This window comes from Arthrobacter sp. TJ-58, from assembly GCF_058269295.1.
In genome coordinates, this window is sequence record NZ_JBZCNM010000004.1 from 1 (window position 1) to 13,315 (window position 13,315).

The window sequence follows — 13,315 nt, forward strand, 5'->3', positions numbered from 1 at the left end:
GGGTGCGTTAGCGTGGGTCACGAGGGTCTCCGTTGGCCGATACGAGTGTGGTAACCCATATCGAACCGGAGACCCTCGCCTATTTAACTCTTGCCACGCCGTTCACAACCACCGTAAGAGTTACAGCTAGGCCAGCGAAGCCAAACCGAAGGCCGCTGCCGCCAGGGCGAAGCCCATGACACCGATCAGCGTTTCCAGCACGGTCCACGTTTTCAGGGTGGTTTTGACGTCCATGCCCATGAAACGGCCCACCAGCCAGAAACCGGAGTCGTTCACATGGCTGACCACCACTGAACCGGCGGCGACAGCCACCACCATGGCGGCAATCTGCACCGTGTTGTACCCCGACTCCAGTACCCCGGGAGCAATCAGGGCCGCGGCCGTGGTCAGTGCAACGGTTGCCGACCCCTGGGCGATGCGCAGAATGGCGGCGATCAGGAAGCCGGCCAGGATCAGGGGAACGCCCAGATCGCTGAGCACGTCGCCGAGGGCGTCGCCGATTCCCGAGGTGCGCAGGACGCCGCCGAACATGCCGCCGGCGCCGGTGATCAGGATGACCGAACATACCGGGCCCAGGGCGGACTCCAGGACTTTCTCGATGGCGGTCTTGGACTCTCCGCGCCGGGTGCCCAGAACCACCGCAGCCACGAGCAGGGAGATCAGTAGCGCCACCGGTGTTTCACCCAGGGTGCGCAGCAGGGCATACCAGGGCTGTTCGGCGGCCTGCTCGGAAACAACGCCGGCCGAAGAGAGCGTGTTCAGTCCGGTGTTCAGGAAGATGAGGACCAGGGGCAGCAGCAGGACGGCAACGACGGTGCCGAACTTCGGCGGGTTCTTTACATCGTCTTCATTGATTTCCCCCAGAATGGCCGGAACCGGCAGCACAAAGCGTTTTCCGGTCCAGAGACCAAACAGGTAGGACGTGACATACCAGGTGGGCAGGGCAATGATGAGGCCCAGGATCAGGACCACGCCGATGTTGGCTTCAAAGAACCCGGAAGCGGTGACCGGACCCGGATGCGGCGGAACAAAGACGTGCATGACCGAGAAGGCACCCGCGGCGGGAAGGCCGTAACGAAGCACGCCCCCGCCGAGCCTCCGGGCCACGGAGAAGACCACCGGAAGCATGACCACGAGGCCGGCGTCAAAGAAGATGGGGAAGCCGAAGATCAGGGATGCCACGCCGAGGGCGAAGGGAGCGCGTTTTTCACCGAAGACCCGGATGAGGGTTTCAGCCAGCACCTTGGCGCCGCCGCTGGTTTCCACCAGGCGGCCGAGCATGGCACCCAGACCCACGAGCAGGGCGACCGTTGCCAGCGTGTTGCCGAAGCTGGTGGTCAGCACGGTCACCACGCTGGCGGTGGGAATGCCGGTGGCGAAAGCGGTCAGCAGGCTGACCAGGATCAGCGAGACAAACGCGTGCAGGCGCAGTTTCAGGATCAGGAACAGCAGCAGCGCAATGGCTCCTGCCGCGATCAGGAGGAGGGGACCCGCACCAAGGGTTTGGGACCAGCCTTCAATTGTCATGGGTTTAGCTCCGTTACTAAATGAGTGACTGAGATGTCTGGCTGCGGCACGGGGTGCCGGAAGAGGGGCTAGTTGGCGGGCAGATGAAGCCGGTTCAAAATTTCATCGGCAAGTTCCGCGGGGGAGTGGAGGATGTCGACGACGATGCCCGGTTCGTCGTCTGCCAGCGGTTCCAGGGTGTTGATCTGGGAGGGCAGCAGCGACGGCGGCATGAAGTGGCCGCTTCGGGTCTTCATGCGTTCACGAAGCACATCTGCGCTGCCGTTGAGATGGACAAAGTGCACTTGGCCGGCAGCTGTAGCCAGGACATCCCGGTACGCCCGCTTCAGCGCGGAACACGTGACGATGGTTGACCGCCCGTTTTCGGCCTGCGTGTCCATCCAGTTCCGGATCGAGTCCAGCCACGGCCACCGGTCATCATCCGTCAGCGGTGTGCCGGAGGACATTTTGGCAATGTTGGCTGCCGGATGGAACTCATCGGCTTCGGCGGCTATCCAACCCAAGTGCTTGGAGAGCAGTGTGGAGATGGTGGTTTTGCCGGAACCGGACACACCCATGATGACGAGGTGCTGGGGGACGGGGCTCATGTTTCTCCTTGGGACGCCGTTGTCGCCGGAAGCGGTCGAGCCTCCTCCGAAGTGATCTTGCTGCACAAAGGTATCACCATACAGGTGATTGATAACACCATTGCCGCGTTAGGCTTGTCGATTGTAGATTTCGGTCATCACCGATGCGGAAGACGGTCTTCATCAGCCGGGTGCGGACTGCACGTTTGGGAAAGTCAGAGGAACAGCGTGGACAGCAACGGGGTCAGACCGGCAGCAACCGTCATGAACGGGGCCATCATTGACGCCATCGGGGCCGATATCGTGGCCGGTGAGCTGCTTCCCGGGGACCGGCTGACGCTGGAGGGCCTGCAGGAGGAATTCGGTGTGTCCCGGACCGTGGTCCGGGACTGCATGCGGATCCTGGAATCCATGAACCTGGTCTACTCCAAACGGCGCGTTGGAATAGTGGTGCAGGACCCGTCACTGTGGAGTGTTTTTGATTCCCGCATTATCCGCTGGCGGCTGGACGGTCCGGGCCGCGACAGCCAGTTCAGGACGCTGACCGAGCTGCGGGTGGCGGTGGAGCCCATGGCGGCGGCAGGAGCTGCCCGCTACGCCGGGGCCCAGGACCGCAAAACACTGGTGGAATTGGCCGGACGGATGCGGATACTGGGTGAACAGGGCAGCCTCGATGACTTCCTCGCCGCAGACATTGCCTTCCACAAGCTTCTGCTGCGCTCCAGCGGCAATGAAATGTTTGCTTCCCTCGACGAGGTGGTGGCGGCAGTGCTCACGGGACGCACCAGGCAGGGCAGGATGCCCGATCATCCGCGCGAAGTGGCGCTGCAGGGCCACGAGCGCGTTGCGCAGGCAGTGGCCGAGGGCAACGGCGAAGCGGCCATGGAAGAGATGGCTGTCCTGATGGAGGAAGTCCGGGCGGCCATGGTTTAGCGACCGGACACGTTTAATACGTCCGGACACAGCTGCGGCCGGCTCCTCCTCAAGGAGGGGCCGGCCGCGGAGCCGCGATGCTAGACCGTTGCCCCGGTGTTGGCGTCCTCCGGGGTGACCACAACTGCCGTGGCCTTGACGTTCTCGGCATCCACCATCCAGGCGTACTGCTCCAGCTTGCTGATGAAGCCGTGCAGGATATCCGCGGTGGTGGGGTCTTCTTCATCCACCTGATCGTGAACCTTGCGCATGGTGCCCACCGCTGCGTTCAGCATGGCCACTGTCAGGGTCACGGTGTCCTTGGTGTCCACCAGTCCGGCAGGGAACGGCGCCAGCGAGGTGCCCTCGGCCACTGCAATGCTGCGGCCGTCGGGGACGGCCTGCAGGGCGCGCATGCGCTCGGCCAGCTCATCGGCGAACGCGCGGGCGTCCTCGATGATTTCATCCAGCTGCAGGTGAAGGTCGCGGAAGTTCTTGCCCACAACGTTCCAATGTGCCTGCTTGCCCTGCAGATGCAGCTCAATGAGGTCCACCAGGACGGCCTGAAGATTGGTGGTCAGTTCTTTAGATGCCTTCACGTTTCCTCCAATAGTGACGAAATATGTTGACGCAAGACGCCTGCATTTTGCGGATTTCCGTTTCCGGAGCCGCCGCAGCCGCCAACCTAAGCAACCTTACCTTCTGGTTGAAGTCCGCAGGTCCGTTGGGTAGCGTGAGGGGCCCGGAGGCAGAGCAAGGGCTTCCGCCAGGCACGATCAAACTACCGGAGGGACCTTCATGACCACCGTAGAAGAATCCATAGACGTTGCAGTTCCGGTATCCACCGCTTACAACCAGTGGACACAGTTTGAATCATTTCCCCAGTTTATGGGCGGAGTTGTCTCCATCACACAGGCTTCGGAAACTCAGAACCACTGGGTCACCAATATTGGCGGAGTCCAGCGCGTTTTCGACACGGAAATCACCGAACAGCATCCGGACGAGCGGGTTGCCTGGAAGAGCACCGACGGAACCTCCCACGCCGGAGTGGTGACCTTCCACCGGCTTGGCGACGCGGAAACCCGCGTGAGCGTGCAGCTGGACTGGGATCCGGAAACCTTTATTGAAAAAGTGGGTTCCGTGGTGGGCGCGGATGACCGTCAGGTCAAGTCCGACCTCAAACGGTTCAAGGAATTCATTGAGGGCAAGGGGAGCGCCACGGGCTCCTGGCGGGGCAATGTCGATGCACCGCCGACGGCGGCGGACGCGGCGCCTGCGCCCACCACCTCCACTTCCACCTCGGGGCTGGCAGCTGCGCCGGAAGCGGATCCGGCAATGGATGACCCCGAATCGGGCGGACCGCGGGCGGGGTTCTAGCCCTCACCGCGCCGGAGAACCGGCGGGGGCTGGAGCGGCAGGTGTGTCAGGCCGACTCCCGCCCCCGAACGGCCGGTCCTTCCGGCAGTGTTCCGTCCGCCGCAAAACGTGACCCGTGCAGCGGACAGTCCTACGAGGACTGGGTGATGGGCGGAGCAGCGGCGAGCCGGAGAGATTTCATCTGTCACGCCTCCAACCAGTCGGTGGAGACAATGTGGGAACCGCCCTGCGGCCCCATCTGCAGCATCCCGCCGTCCACGGGCCAGGAGGCACCGGTCACGTAACTGGCCGCCGGGGAGGCAAGGAACGCAACAACCGCCGCAATTTCCCGGGCGTCTCCCGGCCGTCCCAGGGGGATGCCCGGGCGGTGCGCCTGATGCGGATCCTCGTCAGCCTGGTCCGTCATCGGGGTCGCAATCTCCCCGGGTGCCACGGAGTTCACCGTAATGCCGTAGCGGCCCAATTCCAGGGCCATGACTTTCATCAGGCCGCCCAGGCCGTGCTTAGAGGTGGTATAGGCCGCCGAACCAACCCGAGGCTGGGTTTCATGAACGCTGGTGACGGCAATGAGCCGGCCTTCCCTGCCGGCATCGACCATGATTTTGGCAGCGTGCTGGAGGCACACAAATGCTCCGTTGAGATTGGTGTCCAGAGTCTGCTTCCAAGTGCTGAAGTCCAGGTCCAGGAAAGGTTTTCCGTCTCCGGTTCCAGAGTTGTTGACGAAGACATCCAATCCACCCAGCTCTGCCGCCAGCCGGTCGATGACCTCTCCGCAGCCGGGAAGGTCGGTAGTGTCCAGGTGAGCGGTAAAACTCTTGCGGCCCTGCGCCCGGACCTCCGCCGCAGTGTCTTTAGCCCCTGCTTCATCGGTGTGCCAGGTGATGCCCACGTCCATTCCGGCTGCAGCCAGGGCAACTGCCGCGGCCTTGCCGATGCCGGAGTCAGAGCCGGTAACTATTGCTGTGCGGGGAGTAAAAACCATGGCTGTATTCCCTTTCAGAGTCCGGTCAAACGATGATGCTAAGCATGCTTCCCATGTTCAGGGGGTTGTGCAAGAGTTGAAGAACCATTCGCCGCGGGGAATATGTCGTGAGTATCAGCGGCCGCAGCCGGTCAGGCAAAGGAGTTTCCAATGTCCTATCCCATCAGCGGCAGGTCTCTTCGCCGCACCAACGCCCAGAAAGCTTCCTGGTATTTCGGTTTCGTCTTTCTCCTGATCGGGGTCCTGGGTTTTGTCCCGGGAATCACGGGGAACTATGAAGCCCTGTATTTTTCCGGCCATACGTCCGAGGCAGTCCTGCTCGGCGTCTTCCAGGTTTCCATCCTGCACAACATCGTTCATCTGCTGTTCGGCTTCCTGGGGCTTCTCATGGCCCGGACCCACAGTGCGGCCAGGATCTACCTCATCGGCGGCGGCATCGTTTATCTGCTGCTGTTCATCTTTGGCCTTGTTGTTCCCCATGACTCAGCAGGGAACTTCGTCCCCCTCAATACTGCGGACAACTGGCTGCACCTGATCCTGGGCGTCGTCATGGTGGGGCTGGGCCTGCTGTTCGGCACACGTTCAGCGACGACAGGGCGCACCTCTCCCGCCTGACCAGCCGGCAGCACGGCGCCGGCCGCCGGCACCGGGCTGTCTGGGTGTCGAGGTGGAAGGTAAAGGACCGGGATCTTCCGGTCCTTTACCTTTGTCCCCGGCGGCAGGGCCGCTCTGCCGGAGAATGGCGTCCACGCGCTGCGAATAGGAATCCGGGCCGCGGTGCTGGCAAACTTGGGGCAGAGATTCCCAACACAGCACCACGGGCGGGCAGCACCGATCCTGGAGTGAGGACAGGACACGGTGGACAGCACAACTATTTCCTCCGCGGACCGGCGGTTCGGCGCGCGGGGCGCGCCGGGACTGCCCGACGTGCACCGGAAAGCGGCGGCGGCAGCGGGCAGCGCCGCGGACTCGCTGGCACTCGCGCAGGAACTTTCGCAGGAAGCTCCGTTCCCCGGACAGGGGCGGACCGGGCAGCTGTGGTCCATTCTGGCCACTGTTGCCGCCGCCGACCTGACTGCCGCCCGAGCCGTTGAACCGCATCTGGACGCCCTTGCCATTCTCAACCAGGCCGGCATCGCCGCGTCACCCGGAACTTGGGGGGTCTTCGCCGCGGAGGGTCCCGGCATGGCCCTGAACGCCGTCCAGTCGGCCGGCGGCTGGGAGCTCACCGGACGGAAGCCCTGGTGTTCGCTGGCGGCCGGCCTCGACCATGCAGTGGTGACCGCGCACACCGGCGACGGCCGCCGTCGTGCCTTTGCCGTAAACCTGCGCCAGCCTGCAGTGGAACCGCTGCCGGGACGCTGGGTCAGCCGCGGGCTGGCCAACGTGGACAGCGGACCCGTGGATTTCCACGGAGCTGCGGCCCGCCCGGTCGGAGCGGACAACTGGTACCTGGATCGCCCCGGTTTTGCCTGGGGAGGAATGGGGGTTGCCGCCTGCTGGTACGGCGGGGCAGCAGGGGTGGCACGCCGCCTCTACGCTTCCGCTGCGGATCGGGAACCGGACCAGATTGCCCTGATGCTGCTGGGCAAGGCGGACACCCGGCTCCAGGGTGCCCGCGCGGTGCTGGAGTTCGCTGCCGGGGAGGTCGACGCCGGGCGGGCGGAAGGCGTTGACGGAGCCGTATTGGCCCACCGGGTGCGCAGTGTTGTGGCAGATGCGGCCGAAGACATTCTTGCCCTCACGGATCACGGACTGGGTCCGGGCCCGCTGGCGCTTGAAGAGGACCACGCCCGACGCACGGCGGACCTGCGGATCTATCTGCGCCAGCATCATGCTGAGCGTGACTCTGCGGCCCTGGGCCGGGCCGTGCTGCAGGGCGGGGATGCCCCGTGGTGACCTTCAGCCACCTGGACCAGTCCGTGCCGGAAGAAGAGTGGATCCGGGTTTTGGACAGCTGCAGCTCCCTGGACCTGGACCGGTTGTTTCCGGGGGCATCCTCCCGGCTGGTGGTCCTGGCCGCGCATCCCGATGACGAGACGCTTGGTGCCGGCGGGCTCATCGCGACCCTCGCGTCCCGCGGCGCTGCCGTCGACGTTGTGGTGGCGACGGCTGGCGAGGCGTCCCATCCTGATTCGCCCACCAACACGCCTCAGGAACTGGCCCGTGTACGCCGGGGAGAGCTGGCCGCTGCCGTGGCGGAACTGGCGCCCGGAGCGGCCGTTCATTTCCTGAATCTGCCCGACGGCGCGCTTGCGGAGCACCGGAGCGAACTCGACGCGGCCCTGGCCGCCGCCGTGGGCACCGACACCGAACACACTGTGCTGGTTGCCCCCTGGCGGACCGACGGGCATACCGACCATGATGCGGCCGGCCGGGCTGCCGCAGGACTCGCCCGGACCCTGGGGCTGCCGCTCCTGGAATATCCGATCTGGCTGTGGCACTGGGGAAAGCCCGCGGATGTCCCGGCGGACCTGATGCTGCTTTCCCTCGGCGATGCCGCGCCCGCCAAGGCCCGCGCCATGGCGGCGCATGTCAGCCAGGTGAAACCGCTGTCGTCGGCGCCGGGCGATGAAGCACTGCTGAGCCCGGGTGTGCTGGCGCATTTTGAGCGAAACTTTGAGTCCTTTGTGCTGACCCGCCCGCGTCCGCCCCGCGAGGTGTTCGAGGACCTCTACCGAAGTTCGCCGGACCCCTGGGACTTTGAGGACAGCTTCTACGAGCACCGCAAGCGTGCCCTGAGCCTGGCCATGCTTCCGCGCCCGCGGTTCGCATCCGTGTTTGAACCCGGCTGTTCCATTGGCGTGTTCACCCGGGAGCTGGCCGGCCGCGCCGATGCCCTGACCGCAACGGACATCAGCGAGCGGGCGCTGGAGCTGGCCCGGACCCGGCTGTCGGGGCTGGACCAGGTGCGCCTGATGCAGGGTGCCGTGCCCCGGGACTGGCCGGCGGGTCGCTTTGACCTGGTGGTGGTGTCGGAGATCGGCTATTTCCTCCAGCACAGTGAGCTGGAGGAACTTGTCCAGCGGACCGAAGCGTCGCTGACGGAAGACGGCGTGGTGCTGCTGTGCCACTGGCGTCATCCCAACGAGGGCTGGGAGCTGACCGGGGACCAGGTCCATGAAGCCTTCCGGGCACAAAGCGGACTGCGCGTGGTTGCTGAATACTGCGAGGAAGATTTCCGGATTGATGTCCTGGCCCGGACGGCAGCACCGTGACTCATGCCTGCGCCTGAATATCTGGCCGTGGTCATTCCGGCCCGCAACGAAGAACAGCTGCTGCCCGCTGCTCTGTCCTCGGTTGCCGCTGCCGTCAGGTTCCTCGCCGAAGCCTGCGGTGTCCGCGCCGGGATAACCGTGGTGCTGGATTCCTGCACCGACGGAACCGCAGAGGCGGTGGCCGATCTGCAGGCCCGCTGGGCGCCCGAGCTGCAGCTGCAGGCAGTGGACGGGGCCTTCGGCACAGTGGGCGCGGCGCGCGCCGCGGGAATCGCCTCCCTGCCGCTGCTTCCCGGGCTTTGGATTTCCACCACGGACGCGGACACAGTGGTCCCCCGGGACTGGCTCCTGGGCCAGTACCGTCTTGCCGCCGCAGGCTACGGCCTGGTTTTGGGCACTGCAGTTCCGGATCCGGAAGATCTGACCGCGGAGGAACTCTCGCGGTGGCAGAGCCTCCATGCCCTGGAGGAGGGCCACGCCCATGTGCACGGTGCGAATCTGGGTTTCACCGCGGAAGCGTACAACCGGGCCGGAGGCTTTGCGCCGCTGTCTGCCCATGAGGATGTGGACCTGGTCGCCCGGCTGAAGGCGTGCGGGACGCCGTGGATCGCCACGGACAACATCCGGGTGACCACGTCCGGACGCCGGGACGGACGGGCACCTGATGGTTTTTCCCTCTTCCTGCGCCAGTTGCTCGGCACATGATCCGGGGCTTCCCGCAACGCAACTTCCTGCTGCGGGTTCTGGTCACCGGTGAGAGGGATGGTTAGCGTAGGGGAATGGACGCTACCGAAATTCAGCACCGCATCTCAGAACTCGTGGAGAAGGAACAGGCCCTCCGTGACTCCTCAGCCACGGACCACCCCGAAGACCGGCTGGAGCAGCTGAAACGGGTGGAAGAACAGTTGGACCAGTGCTGGGACCTGCTGCGGCAGCGGCGGGCCCGGATCGATGCCGGTGAAAATCCCGACGACGTGAGCATCCGGCCGGTGGGTGAAGTCGAAGGCTACCGACAGTAGGCACAGCCGCCCTAGCTGCGGGGGAGGACCTCGCGGGCAAGCGTGGACATGCCCAGGACGCGCCGGAAGGGACTGTTTCCCCGCACCGCTTCCAGCAGTGCCCACACCAGCAGGGAACCCTTGCTCAGGGTGCCCATGACCTCCCGGTATTTCGGCGTCAGCGCCATCATGGAGGCAGCGCCGAACCCGGCCCAGGCGAGGATGGGCAGGTTGGGGACTTCGGCGATGCGGATGCGTCCGTTGCGGTCCCGGAAAAAATTGGTCAACGCCATGGTCTAGGCACCCTTCCTGGTTTTGGTTGCGGTCTTGCGCGCCGCGGGCTTCTTTTCCGCAGGCTTGTCCTCTTCGCTCTTAGTGCCCGACGACGACCGTGTTCCGGAACCGGAGGACTTTGAGCCGCCCGATTTCTTGTCGCGGTTCTTTTCCACGCTGCGGCGGAGGGCTTCCATGAGGTCCAGGACCTTCCCGCCCTCCTCTTCATCTTCGGCACCGAAAGTCTCGTCGGTATCCACGGCTTCGCCCTTTTCCAGCTTTGCCTCGATCAGCGTTTTCAACTGCTCCTGATAGTCGTCGGTGAACTCTGCCGGGTTGAAGTCGGAGCTGAAGGATTCCACGAGAGTCGAGGACATTTCCAGTTCCTTGGCGCTGATGCGCACCTTTTCGTCCAGCGACGGGAAGGCCGCTTCCCGGACTTCGTCCTCCCACAACAGGGTTTGAAGGGTCAAAACATCGCCGCGGACCCGCAGGGCACCCAGCCTGCTCTTCTGCCGCAGCGAAAACTGCACAATGGCCGTGCGGTCGGTGTCCTCCAGGGTACGGCGAAGCAGCACATAGGATTTGGTCGATTTTGAGTCAGGTTCCAGGTAATAGGTCCGGTCAAACAGGATGGGATCCACCTGATCGCTGGGGACGAATTCAACGACGTCGATTTCGCGGCTTTTCTCCACCGGCAGGGATGCCAGATCCTCGTCCGTGAGGACAACGGTCTGCTCGCCGTCGTCGTACGCCTTGGCTATGTCCTTGTACTCCACCACCTCGCCGCAGATTTCACAGCGGCGCTGGTAGCGGATGCGCCCGCCGTCCTTCTCATGGACCTGATGCAGGCTGACGTCGTGGTCCTCTGTGGCGGCATAGACCTTGACCGGCACATTGACCAGCCCAAATGCTATGGCTCCCTTCCAGATGGCTCTCATGTAGTCCAGTGAACACTAAACCCGGGCGCCCCGGCCAGAGTGCCGCTAACCGCTCAGTGCAGCCAGTTCTTCACGGATTGCGCCGTAAACCTCCGGGTTGGAAAAATAAGCGCTGTGTGAGGCCGGAAAAGGTTCCCCCGACACCACTTCCCGGTCTGCAATCCGAGCGCCGCGCCCGGCGAACACCTGCTCTGCGCAAAAAGACAAAAGATCCCGCTCATCCCAGAAGTTCAGCCAGGGCACCGGAACGATTCCCTGCCCGTCCGGCCCCAGATACGTGAGCCCGCCGAGCAGACAGAGCCAGGGACTTTGGGAGCCGGCAGTGACAAGCAGGTCCACCCGGGGCCCCTCGGCCTGCCATTCGGGGCTGCTCACAAGATCGACGGCGGCTACAGAACCCAGGCTGTGGCCGAAGAGAATCACCGGGGCATTTTGGTCCACCATGCTCATTGCCTGAGTGACGGCGGCGCGGGCCGCAGCTCCGCGGCGCAGGTAGAAGACGATGCTGCGGGAGAAATCCGAGGCTGCCACCATGAGCGGAACCCGGCGGCGCACCGCGACGTCGGTGACTAGGTTCAAGGTCAGACGCTCCACGGTGCTGCCCAGCAGAGTCTCCATGGCGTCCGGGGACGGAGTGTTCTCCGCTGGAGCAGTGTCTCCGGGCTGCGGGTTGGCGGGGGTTTCCGACGCGGGGGCGGGCCCGGTTTCAGCCGCGGACACGGGCACGGCGGGGAGATACAGGGGCGGAGCGGAGTGCACCTCCAGTCCGGCCAGCGCCAGCGCCCGCCCGGTGTCCGATGCCGGCGGTGCTGCCGCTGTTTCCTGCCGGTACCGGGGAGGCAGCGCCGGAACCACGCTGACGTCCGGGGCACCGCCGGCTTCCCAGGCCACATTCAGGACCGTATAGCGCGAGAGCACCGGATCCTGAGCCAGCATGGAACGGATGGTTTCCGCCGGCACGGGGTCCGGATCGCCGGTGCCCTGCAGGAAAACCAGGGTTCCGGTGCCGTCGGGATTTGCGGGGGACATGAGGGCCTTCCTGGTGCAATCGGGTGTCGGGCTTTGGGGCTGTCCGCCTCGATTGTGGAGACAAGGCCACTCTGCCCGCCGAATTCGGGCGTGAGCTCGACACTCGGCGGGACTCTCGGTCATAATCCCGACACCCGGGCGGAGTTGAAGCATAGTCAGGGCGCTACTCTCACATCTTTGGGCCCGGACCGCCAGAGCCGAAAGGCGGAACAGTCCGCCGGCTCATGCCGAGGTTCGGGTCAACCTCCAGGGGCAGCTGGCGGGCTCCGGAGGCAGGTGGTGAGCGGCGGACCCGGCAAGCGGATAATGGAACCGGTGACGAAGGACAGGACTCTGGACAGGGCAGATTCAACGGGCGAGGACCTTCCGGGCGGTCCCGAACTGACAGTGGGCCAGGTGGCCGAGCGCAGCGGCGTGAGTGTTTCCGCCCTGCACTTCTACGAGCGGCAGGGGCTAATTTCCAGCCGGCGCACTGCCGGAAACCAGCGGCGGTTTGACCGCTCGGTGCTCCGCCGCGTGGCCGTGATCCGGGCGGCCCAGCATGCGGGGATTCCGCTGGCCACCATTGCCCAGGCTTTTGAGGAACTGCCCAGGGACGGGGTGCCGGACCAGGTCGACTGGCAGCGGCTCTCGGGGGCCTGGCGCCAGGATCTGGACCGCAGGATCCACCAGCTCACGGCTCTGCGGGACCGGCTGGGCGGCTGCATCGGCTGTGGCTGCCTCTCTCTGGCCGACTGCCGCTTTGTGAACCCTGATGACGCGTCGGCAGCCGGCGGCACCGGCGCCAAGGTCCTCGAACCCCGACGGATTTGACCTCAACCAATGTTGAGGTTTTACCGTGGAATGGATTCACCCCGGATCTGACAGAGGCGGCAGACGCCGCAGCACAGGAAGCAGTGCCTTGACCATGACTTTCCCTGCCACAAACGACGTTGTGGAACAGTTCAAGAACGTCTTCCGCGCGCACCCTGCCGGAGTGGCCATCATTACTGCCGCTGACGGCGACGGCGGCGGCGCGCCCGCGGGCCTCACGGCGTCGTCGGTCTCCTCAGTCTCCGCGCAGCCGCCCATCCTGGCCTTTTCCCTGGCGTCCGAGAACGGATCCGCAGGCGTGGTGGCGAACGCCGAGACCCTGGTGGTCCATCTGCTGGACGCCGGACACACGGATCTGGCCTCCCGGTTTGCCCGTCCGGGCCAGGAGCGCTTCACGGAGGATCTGCAGTGGAGCCGTCTGCGCACCGGCGAGCCGCTGCTCGCCGGCATTCCCCGGGCCCTGCGGTGCCGCATCCTCTCCCGCACGCCGGTGGGCAGCTCAGTGCTGATTGCCGCTTCCGTGCTGGAGATCGTAGGGGACAGCAGCGCGTCCGAGCCGCTGGTTTATCACAACCGCACCTATCACCGCCTCAACGGAGACTCGGCCATTTCATAACACGGCCAGCGCAGGACCTGCTGGCTAGGCTTGGGGCACCATCCTCCCGCCCGCTCGAAGGAT

At 64.9% G+C, this 13,315-nt stretch carries 16 protein-coding genes; 9 read left to right on the top strand and 7 right to left on the bottom strand.

The window, feature by feature from the left end; translation table 11 throughout:
- Nucleotides 1–126 precede the first annotated feature (126 nt).
- Together AC4D2W_RS13540 and AC4D2W_RS13545 are read right to left on the bottom strand one after the other, a co-directional pair.
- On the bottom strand, nucleotides 127–1,527 hold the full coding sequence (locus tag AC4D2W_RS13540) for a GntP family permease (protein ID WP_490927453.1): 1,401 nt from the start codon (nucleotides 1,525–1,527) through the stop codon (nucleotides 127–129).
- Between the two features lie 68 nt (nucleotides 1,528–1,595).
- Nucleotides 1,596–2,114, bottom strand: coding sequence for a gluconokinase (locus AC4D2W_RS13545; RefSeq protein WP_490927454.1), 519 nt, complete (start codon nucleotides 2,112–2,114; stop codon nucleotides 1,596–1,598).
- A 207-nt stretch (nucleotides 2,115–2,321) separates the two neighbouring features.
- On the opposite strand from AC4D2W_RS13545, the gene AC4D2W_RS13550 reads away from it, so the two are divergent.
- Nucleotides 2,322–3,026: a FadR/GntR family transcriptional regulator gene (locus tag AC4D2W_RS13550; protein ID WP_490927455.1), complete on the top strand. Its 705-nt coding sequence runs from the start codon at nucleotides 2,322–2,324 to the stop codon at nucleotides 3,024–3,026.
- Between the two features lie 80 nt (nucleotides 3,027–3,106).
- On the opposite strand, the gene AC4D2W_RS13555 is transcribed toward AC4D2W_RS13550, so the two are convergent.
- The gene (locus AC4D2W_RS13555) at nucleotides 3,107–3,604 is read right to left on the bottom strand and encodes a Dps family protein (protein ID WP_490927456.1); all 498 of its coding nucleotides are present in this window, start codon (nucleotides 3,602–3,604) and stop codon (nucleotides 3,107–3,109) included.
- Between the two features lie 199 nt (nucleotides 3,605–3,803).
- On the opposite strand from AC4D2W_RS13555, the gene AC4D2W_RS13560 reads away from it, so the two are divergent.
- Nucleotides 3,804–4,382 (top strand): SRPBCC family protein, encoded by a 579-nt coding sequence (locus tag AC4D2W_RS13560; RefSeq protein WP_490927457.1) that lies wholly within the window; start codon nucleotides 3,804–3,806, stop codon nucleotides 4,380–4,382.
- 184 nt (nucleotides 4,383–4,566) lie between these two features.
- Here AC4D2W_RS13560 and AC4D2W_RS13565 read toward each other — a convergent pair whose 3' ends face one another.
- Nucleotides 4,567–5,364, bottom strand: a complete 798-nt coding sequence (locus tag AC4D2W_RS13565; RefSeq protein WP_490927458.1) for an SDR family oxidoreductase — start codon at nucleotides 5,362–5,364, stop codon at nucleotides 4,567–4,569.
- Between the two features lie 150 nt (nucleotides 5,365–5,514).
- On the opposite strand from AC4D2W_RS13565, the gene AC4D2W_RS13570 reads away from it, so the two are divergent.
- The 5 genes from AC4D2W_RS13570 to AC4D2W_RS13590 all read left to right on the top strand — a co-directional run bounded on the left by AC4D2W_RS13570 (nucleotide 5,515) and on the right by AC4D2W_RS13590 (nucleotide 9,601).
- Nucleotides 5,515–5,979 carry a DUF4383 domain-containing protein gene (locus tag AC4D2W_RS13570; RefSeq protein WP_490927459.1) on the top strand — a complete coding sequence of 155 codons (465 nt, stop codon included), beginning with the start codon at nucleotides 5,515–5,517 and terminating at the stop codon, nucleotides 5,977–5,979.
- A 243-nt stretch (nucleotides 5,980–6,222) separates the two neighbouring features.
- Nucleotides 6,223–7,263: an acyl-CoA dehydrogenase family protein gene (locus AC4D2W_RS13575; RefSeq protein ID WP_490927460.1), complete on the top strand. Its 1,041-nt coding sequence runs from the start codon at nucleotides 6,223–6,225 to the stop codon at nucleotides 7,261–7,263.
- Nucleotides 7,260–8,582, top strand: a complete 1,323-nt coding sequence (locus AC4D2W_RS13580; RefSeq protein ID WP_490927461.1) for a PIG-L family deacetylase — start codon at nucleotides 7,260–7,262, stop codon at nucleotides 8,580–8,582. Before AC4D2W_RS13575 ends, AC4D2W_RS13580 begins: the two co-directional genes overlap by 4 nt.
- 3 nt (nucleotides 8,583–8,585) lie before the next feature.
- Nucleotides 8,586–9,287: a glycosyltransferase family 2 protein gene (locus tag AC4D2W_RS13585; protein ID WP_490927462.1), complete on the top strand. Its 702-nt coding sequence runs from the start codon at nucleotides 8,586–8,588 to the stop codon at nucleotides 9,285–9,287.
- A 74-nt stretch (nucleotides 9,288–9,361) separates the two neighbouring features.
- Nucleotides 9,362–9,601, top strand: a complete 240-nt coding sequence (locus AC4D2W_RS13590) for a DUF2630 family protein (protein WP_490927463.1) — start codon at nucleotides 9,362–9,364, stop codon at nucleotides 9,599–9,601.
- An 11-nt stretch (nucleotides 9,602–9,612) separates the two neighbouring features.
- Here AC4D2W_RS13590 and AC4D2W_RS13595 read toward each other — a convergent pair whose 3' ends face one another.
- From AC4D2W_RS13595 to AC4D2W_RS13605, 3 genes are read right to left on the bottom strand one after another with little or no spacing between them, the layout of a single operon-like run.
- Nucleotides 9,613–9,867 carry a hypothetical protein gene (locus AC4D2W_RS13595; RefSeq protein WP_490927464.1) on the bottom strand — a complete coding sequence of 85 codons (255 nt, stop codon included), beginning with the start codon at nucleotides 9,865–9,867 and terminating at the stop codon, nucleotides 9,613–9,615.
- A gap of 9 nt (nucleotides 9,868–9,876) precedes the next feature.
- Nucleotides 9,877–10,794 carry a non-homologous end joining protein Ku gene (ku, locus tag AC4D2W_RS13600; protein ID WP_490927465.1) on the bottom strand — a complete coding sequence of 306 codons (918 nt, stop codon included), beginning with the start codon at nucleotides 10,792–10,794 and terminating at the stop codon, nucleotides 9,877–9,879.
- A 45-nt stretch (nucleotides 10,795–10,839) separates the two neighbouring features.
- The gene (locus AC4D2W_RS13605; RefSeq protein WP_490927466.1) at nucleotides 10,840–11,823 is read right to left on the bottom strand and encodes a hypothetical protein; all 984 of its coding nucleotides are present in this window, start codon (nucleotides 11,821–11,823) and stop codon (nucleotides 10,840–10,842) included.
- A gap of 279 nt (nucleotides 11,824–12,102) precedes the next feature.
- Here AC4D2W_RS13605 and soxR point away from each other — a divergent pair, with 279 nt between their 5' ends.
- Together soxR and AC4D2W_RS13615 are read left to right on the top strand one after the other, a co-directional pair.
- Nucleotides 12,103–12,636 (top strand): redox-sensitive transcriptional activator SoxR, encoded by a 534-nt coding sequence (gene soxR, locus AC4D2W_RS13610; RefSeq protein ID WP_490927467.1) that lies wholly within the window; start codon nucleotides 12,103–12,105, stop codon nucleotides 12,634–12,636.
- Nucleotides 12,637–12,730: 94 nt separating this feature from the next.
- Nucleotides 12,731–13,252, top strand: a complete 522-nt coding sequence (locus AC4D2W_RS13615) for a flavin reductase family protein (protein ID WP_490927468.1) — start codon at nucleotides 12,731–12,733, stop codon at nucleotides 13,250–13,252.
- The last annotated feature ends 63 nt before the right edge of the window (nucleotides 13,253–13,315 follow it).

Bases quoted from the DNA above. Each gene is read 5' to 3' on its own strand.
- AC4D2W_RS13540 (WP_490927453.1), bottom strand. From the start codon at position 1,527: ATGACAATTGAAGGCTGGTCCCAAACCCTTGGTGCGGGTCCCCTCCTC.
- AC4D2W_RS13545 (WP_490927454.1), bottom strand. From the start codon at position 2,114: ATGAGCCCCGTCCCCCAGCACCTCGTCATCATGGGTGTGTCCGGTTCC.
- AC4D2W_RS13560 (WP_490927457.1), top strand. From the start codon at position 3,804: ATGACCACCGTAGAAGAATCCATAGACGTTGCAGTTCCGGTATCCACC.
- AC4D2W_RS13565 (WP_490927458.1), bottom strand. From the start codon at position 5,364: ATGGTTTTTACTCCCCGCACAGCAATAGTTACCGGCTCTGACTCCGGC.
- AC4D2W_RS13570 (WP_490927459.1), top strand. From the start codon at position 5,515: ATGTCCTATCCCATCAGCGGCAGGTCTCTTCGCCGCACCAACGCCCAG.
- AC4D2W_RS13585 (WP_490927462.1), top strand. From the start codon at position 8,586: ATGCCTGCGCCTGAATATCTGGCCGTGGTCATTCCGGCCCGCAACGAA.
- AC4D2W_RS13590 (WP_490927463.1), top strand. From the start codon at position 9,362: ATGGACGCTACCGAAATTCAGCACCGCATCTCAGAACTCGTGGAGAAG.
- ku (WP_490927465.1), bottom strand. From the start codon at position 10,794: ATGAGAGCCATCTGGAAGGGAGCCATAGCATTTGGGCTGGTCAATGTG.
- AC4D2W_RS13605 (WP_490927466.1), bottom strand. From the start codon at position 11,823: ATGTCCCCCGCAAATCCCGACGGCACCGGAACCCTGGTTTTCCTGCAG.
- AC4D2W_RS13615 (WP_490927468.1), top strand. From the start codon at position 12,731: ATGACTTTCCCTGCCACAAACGACGTTGTGGAACAGTTCAAGAACGTC.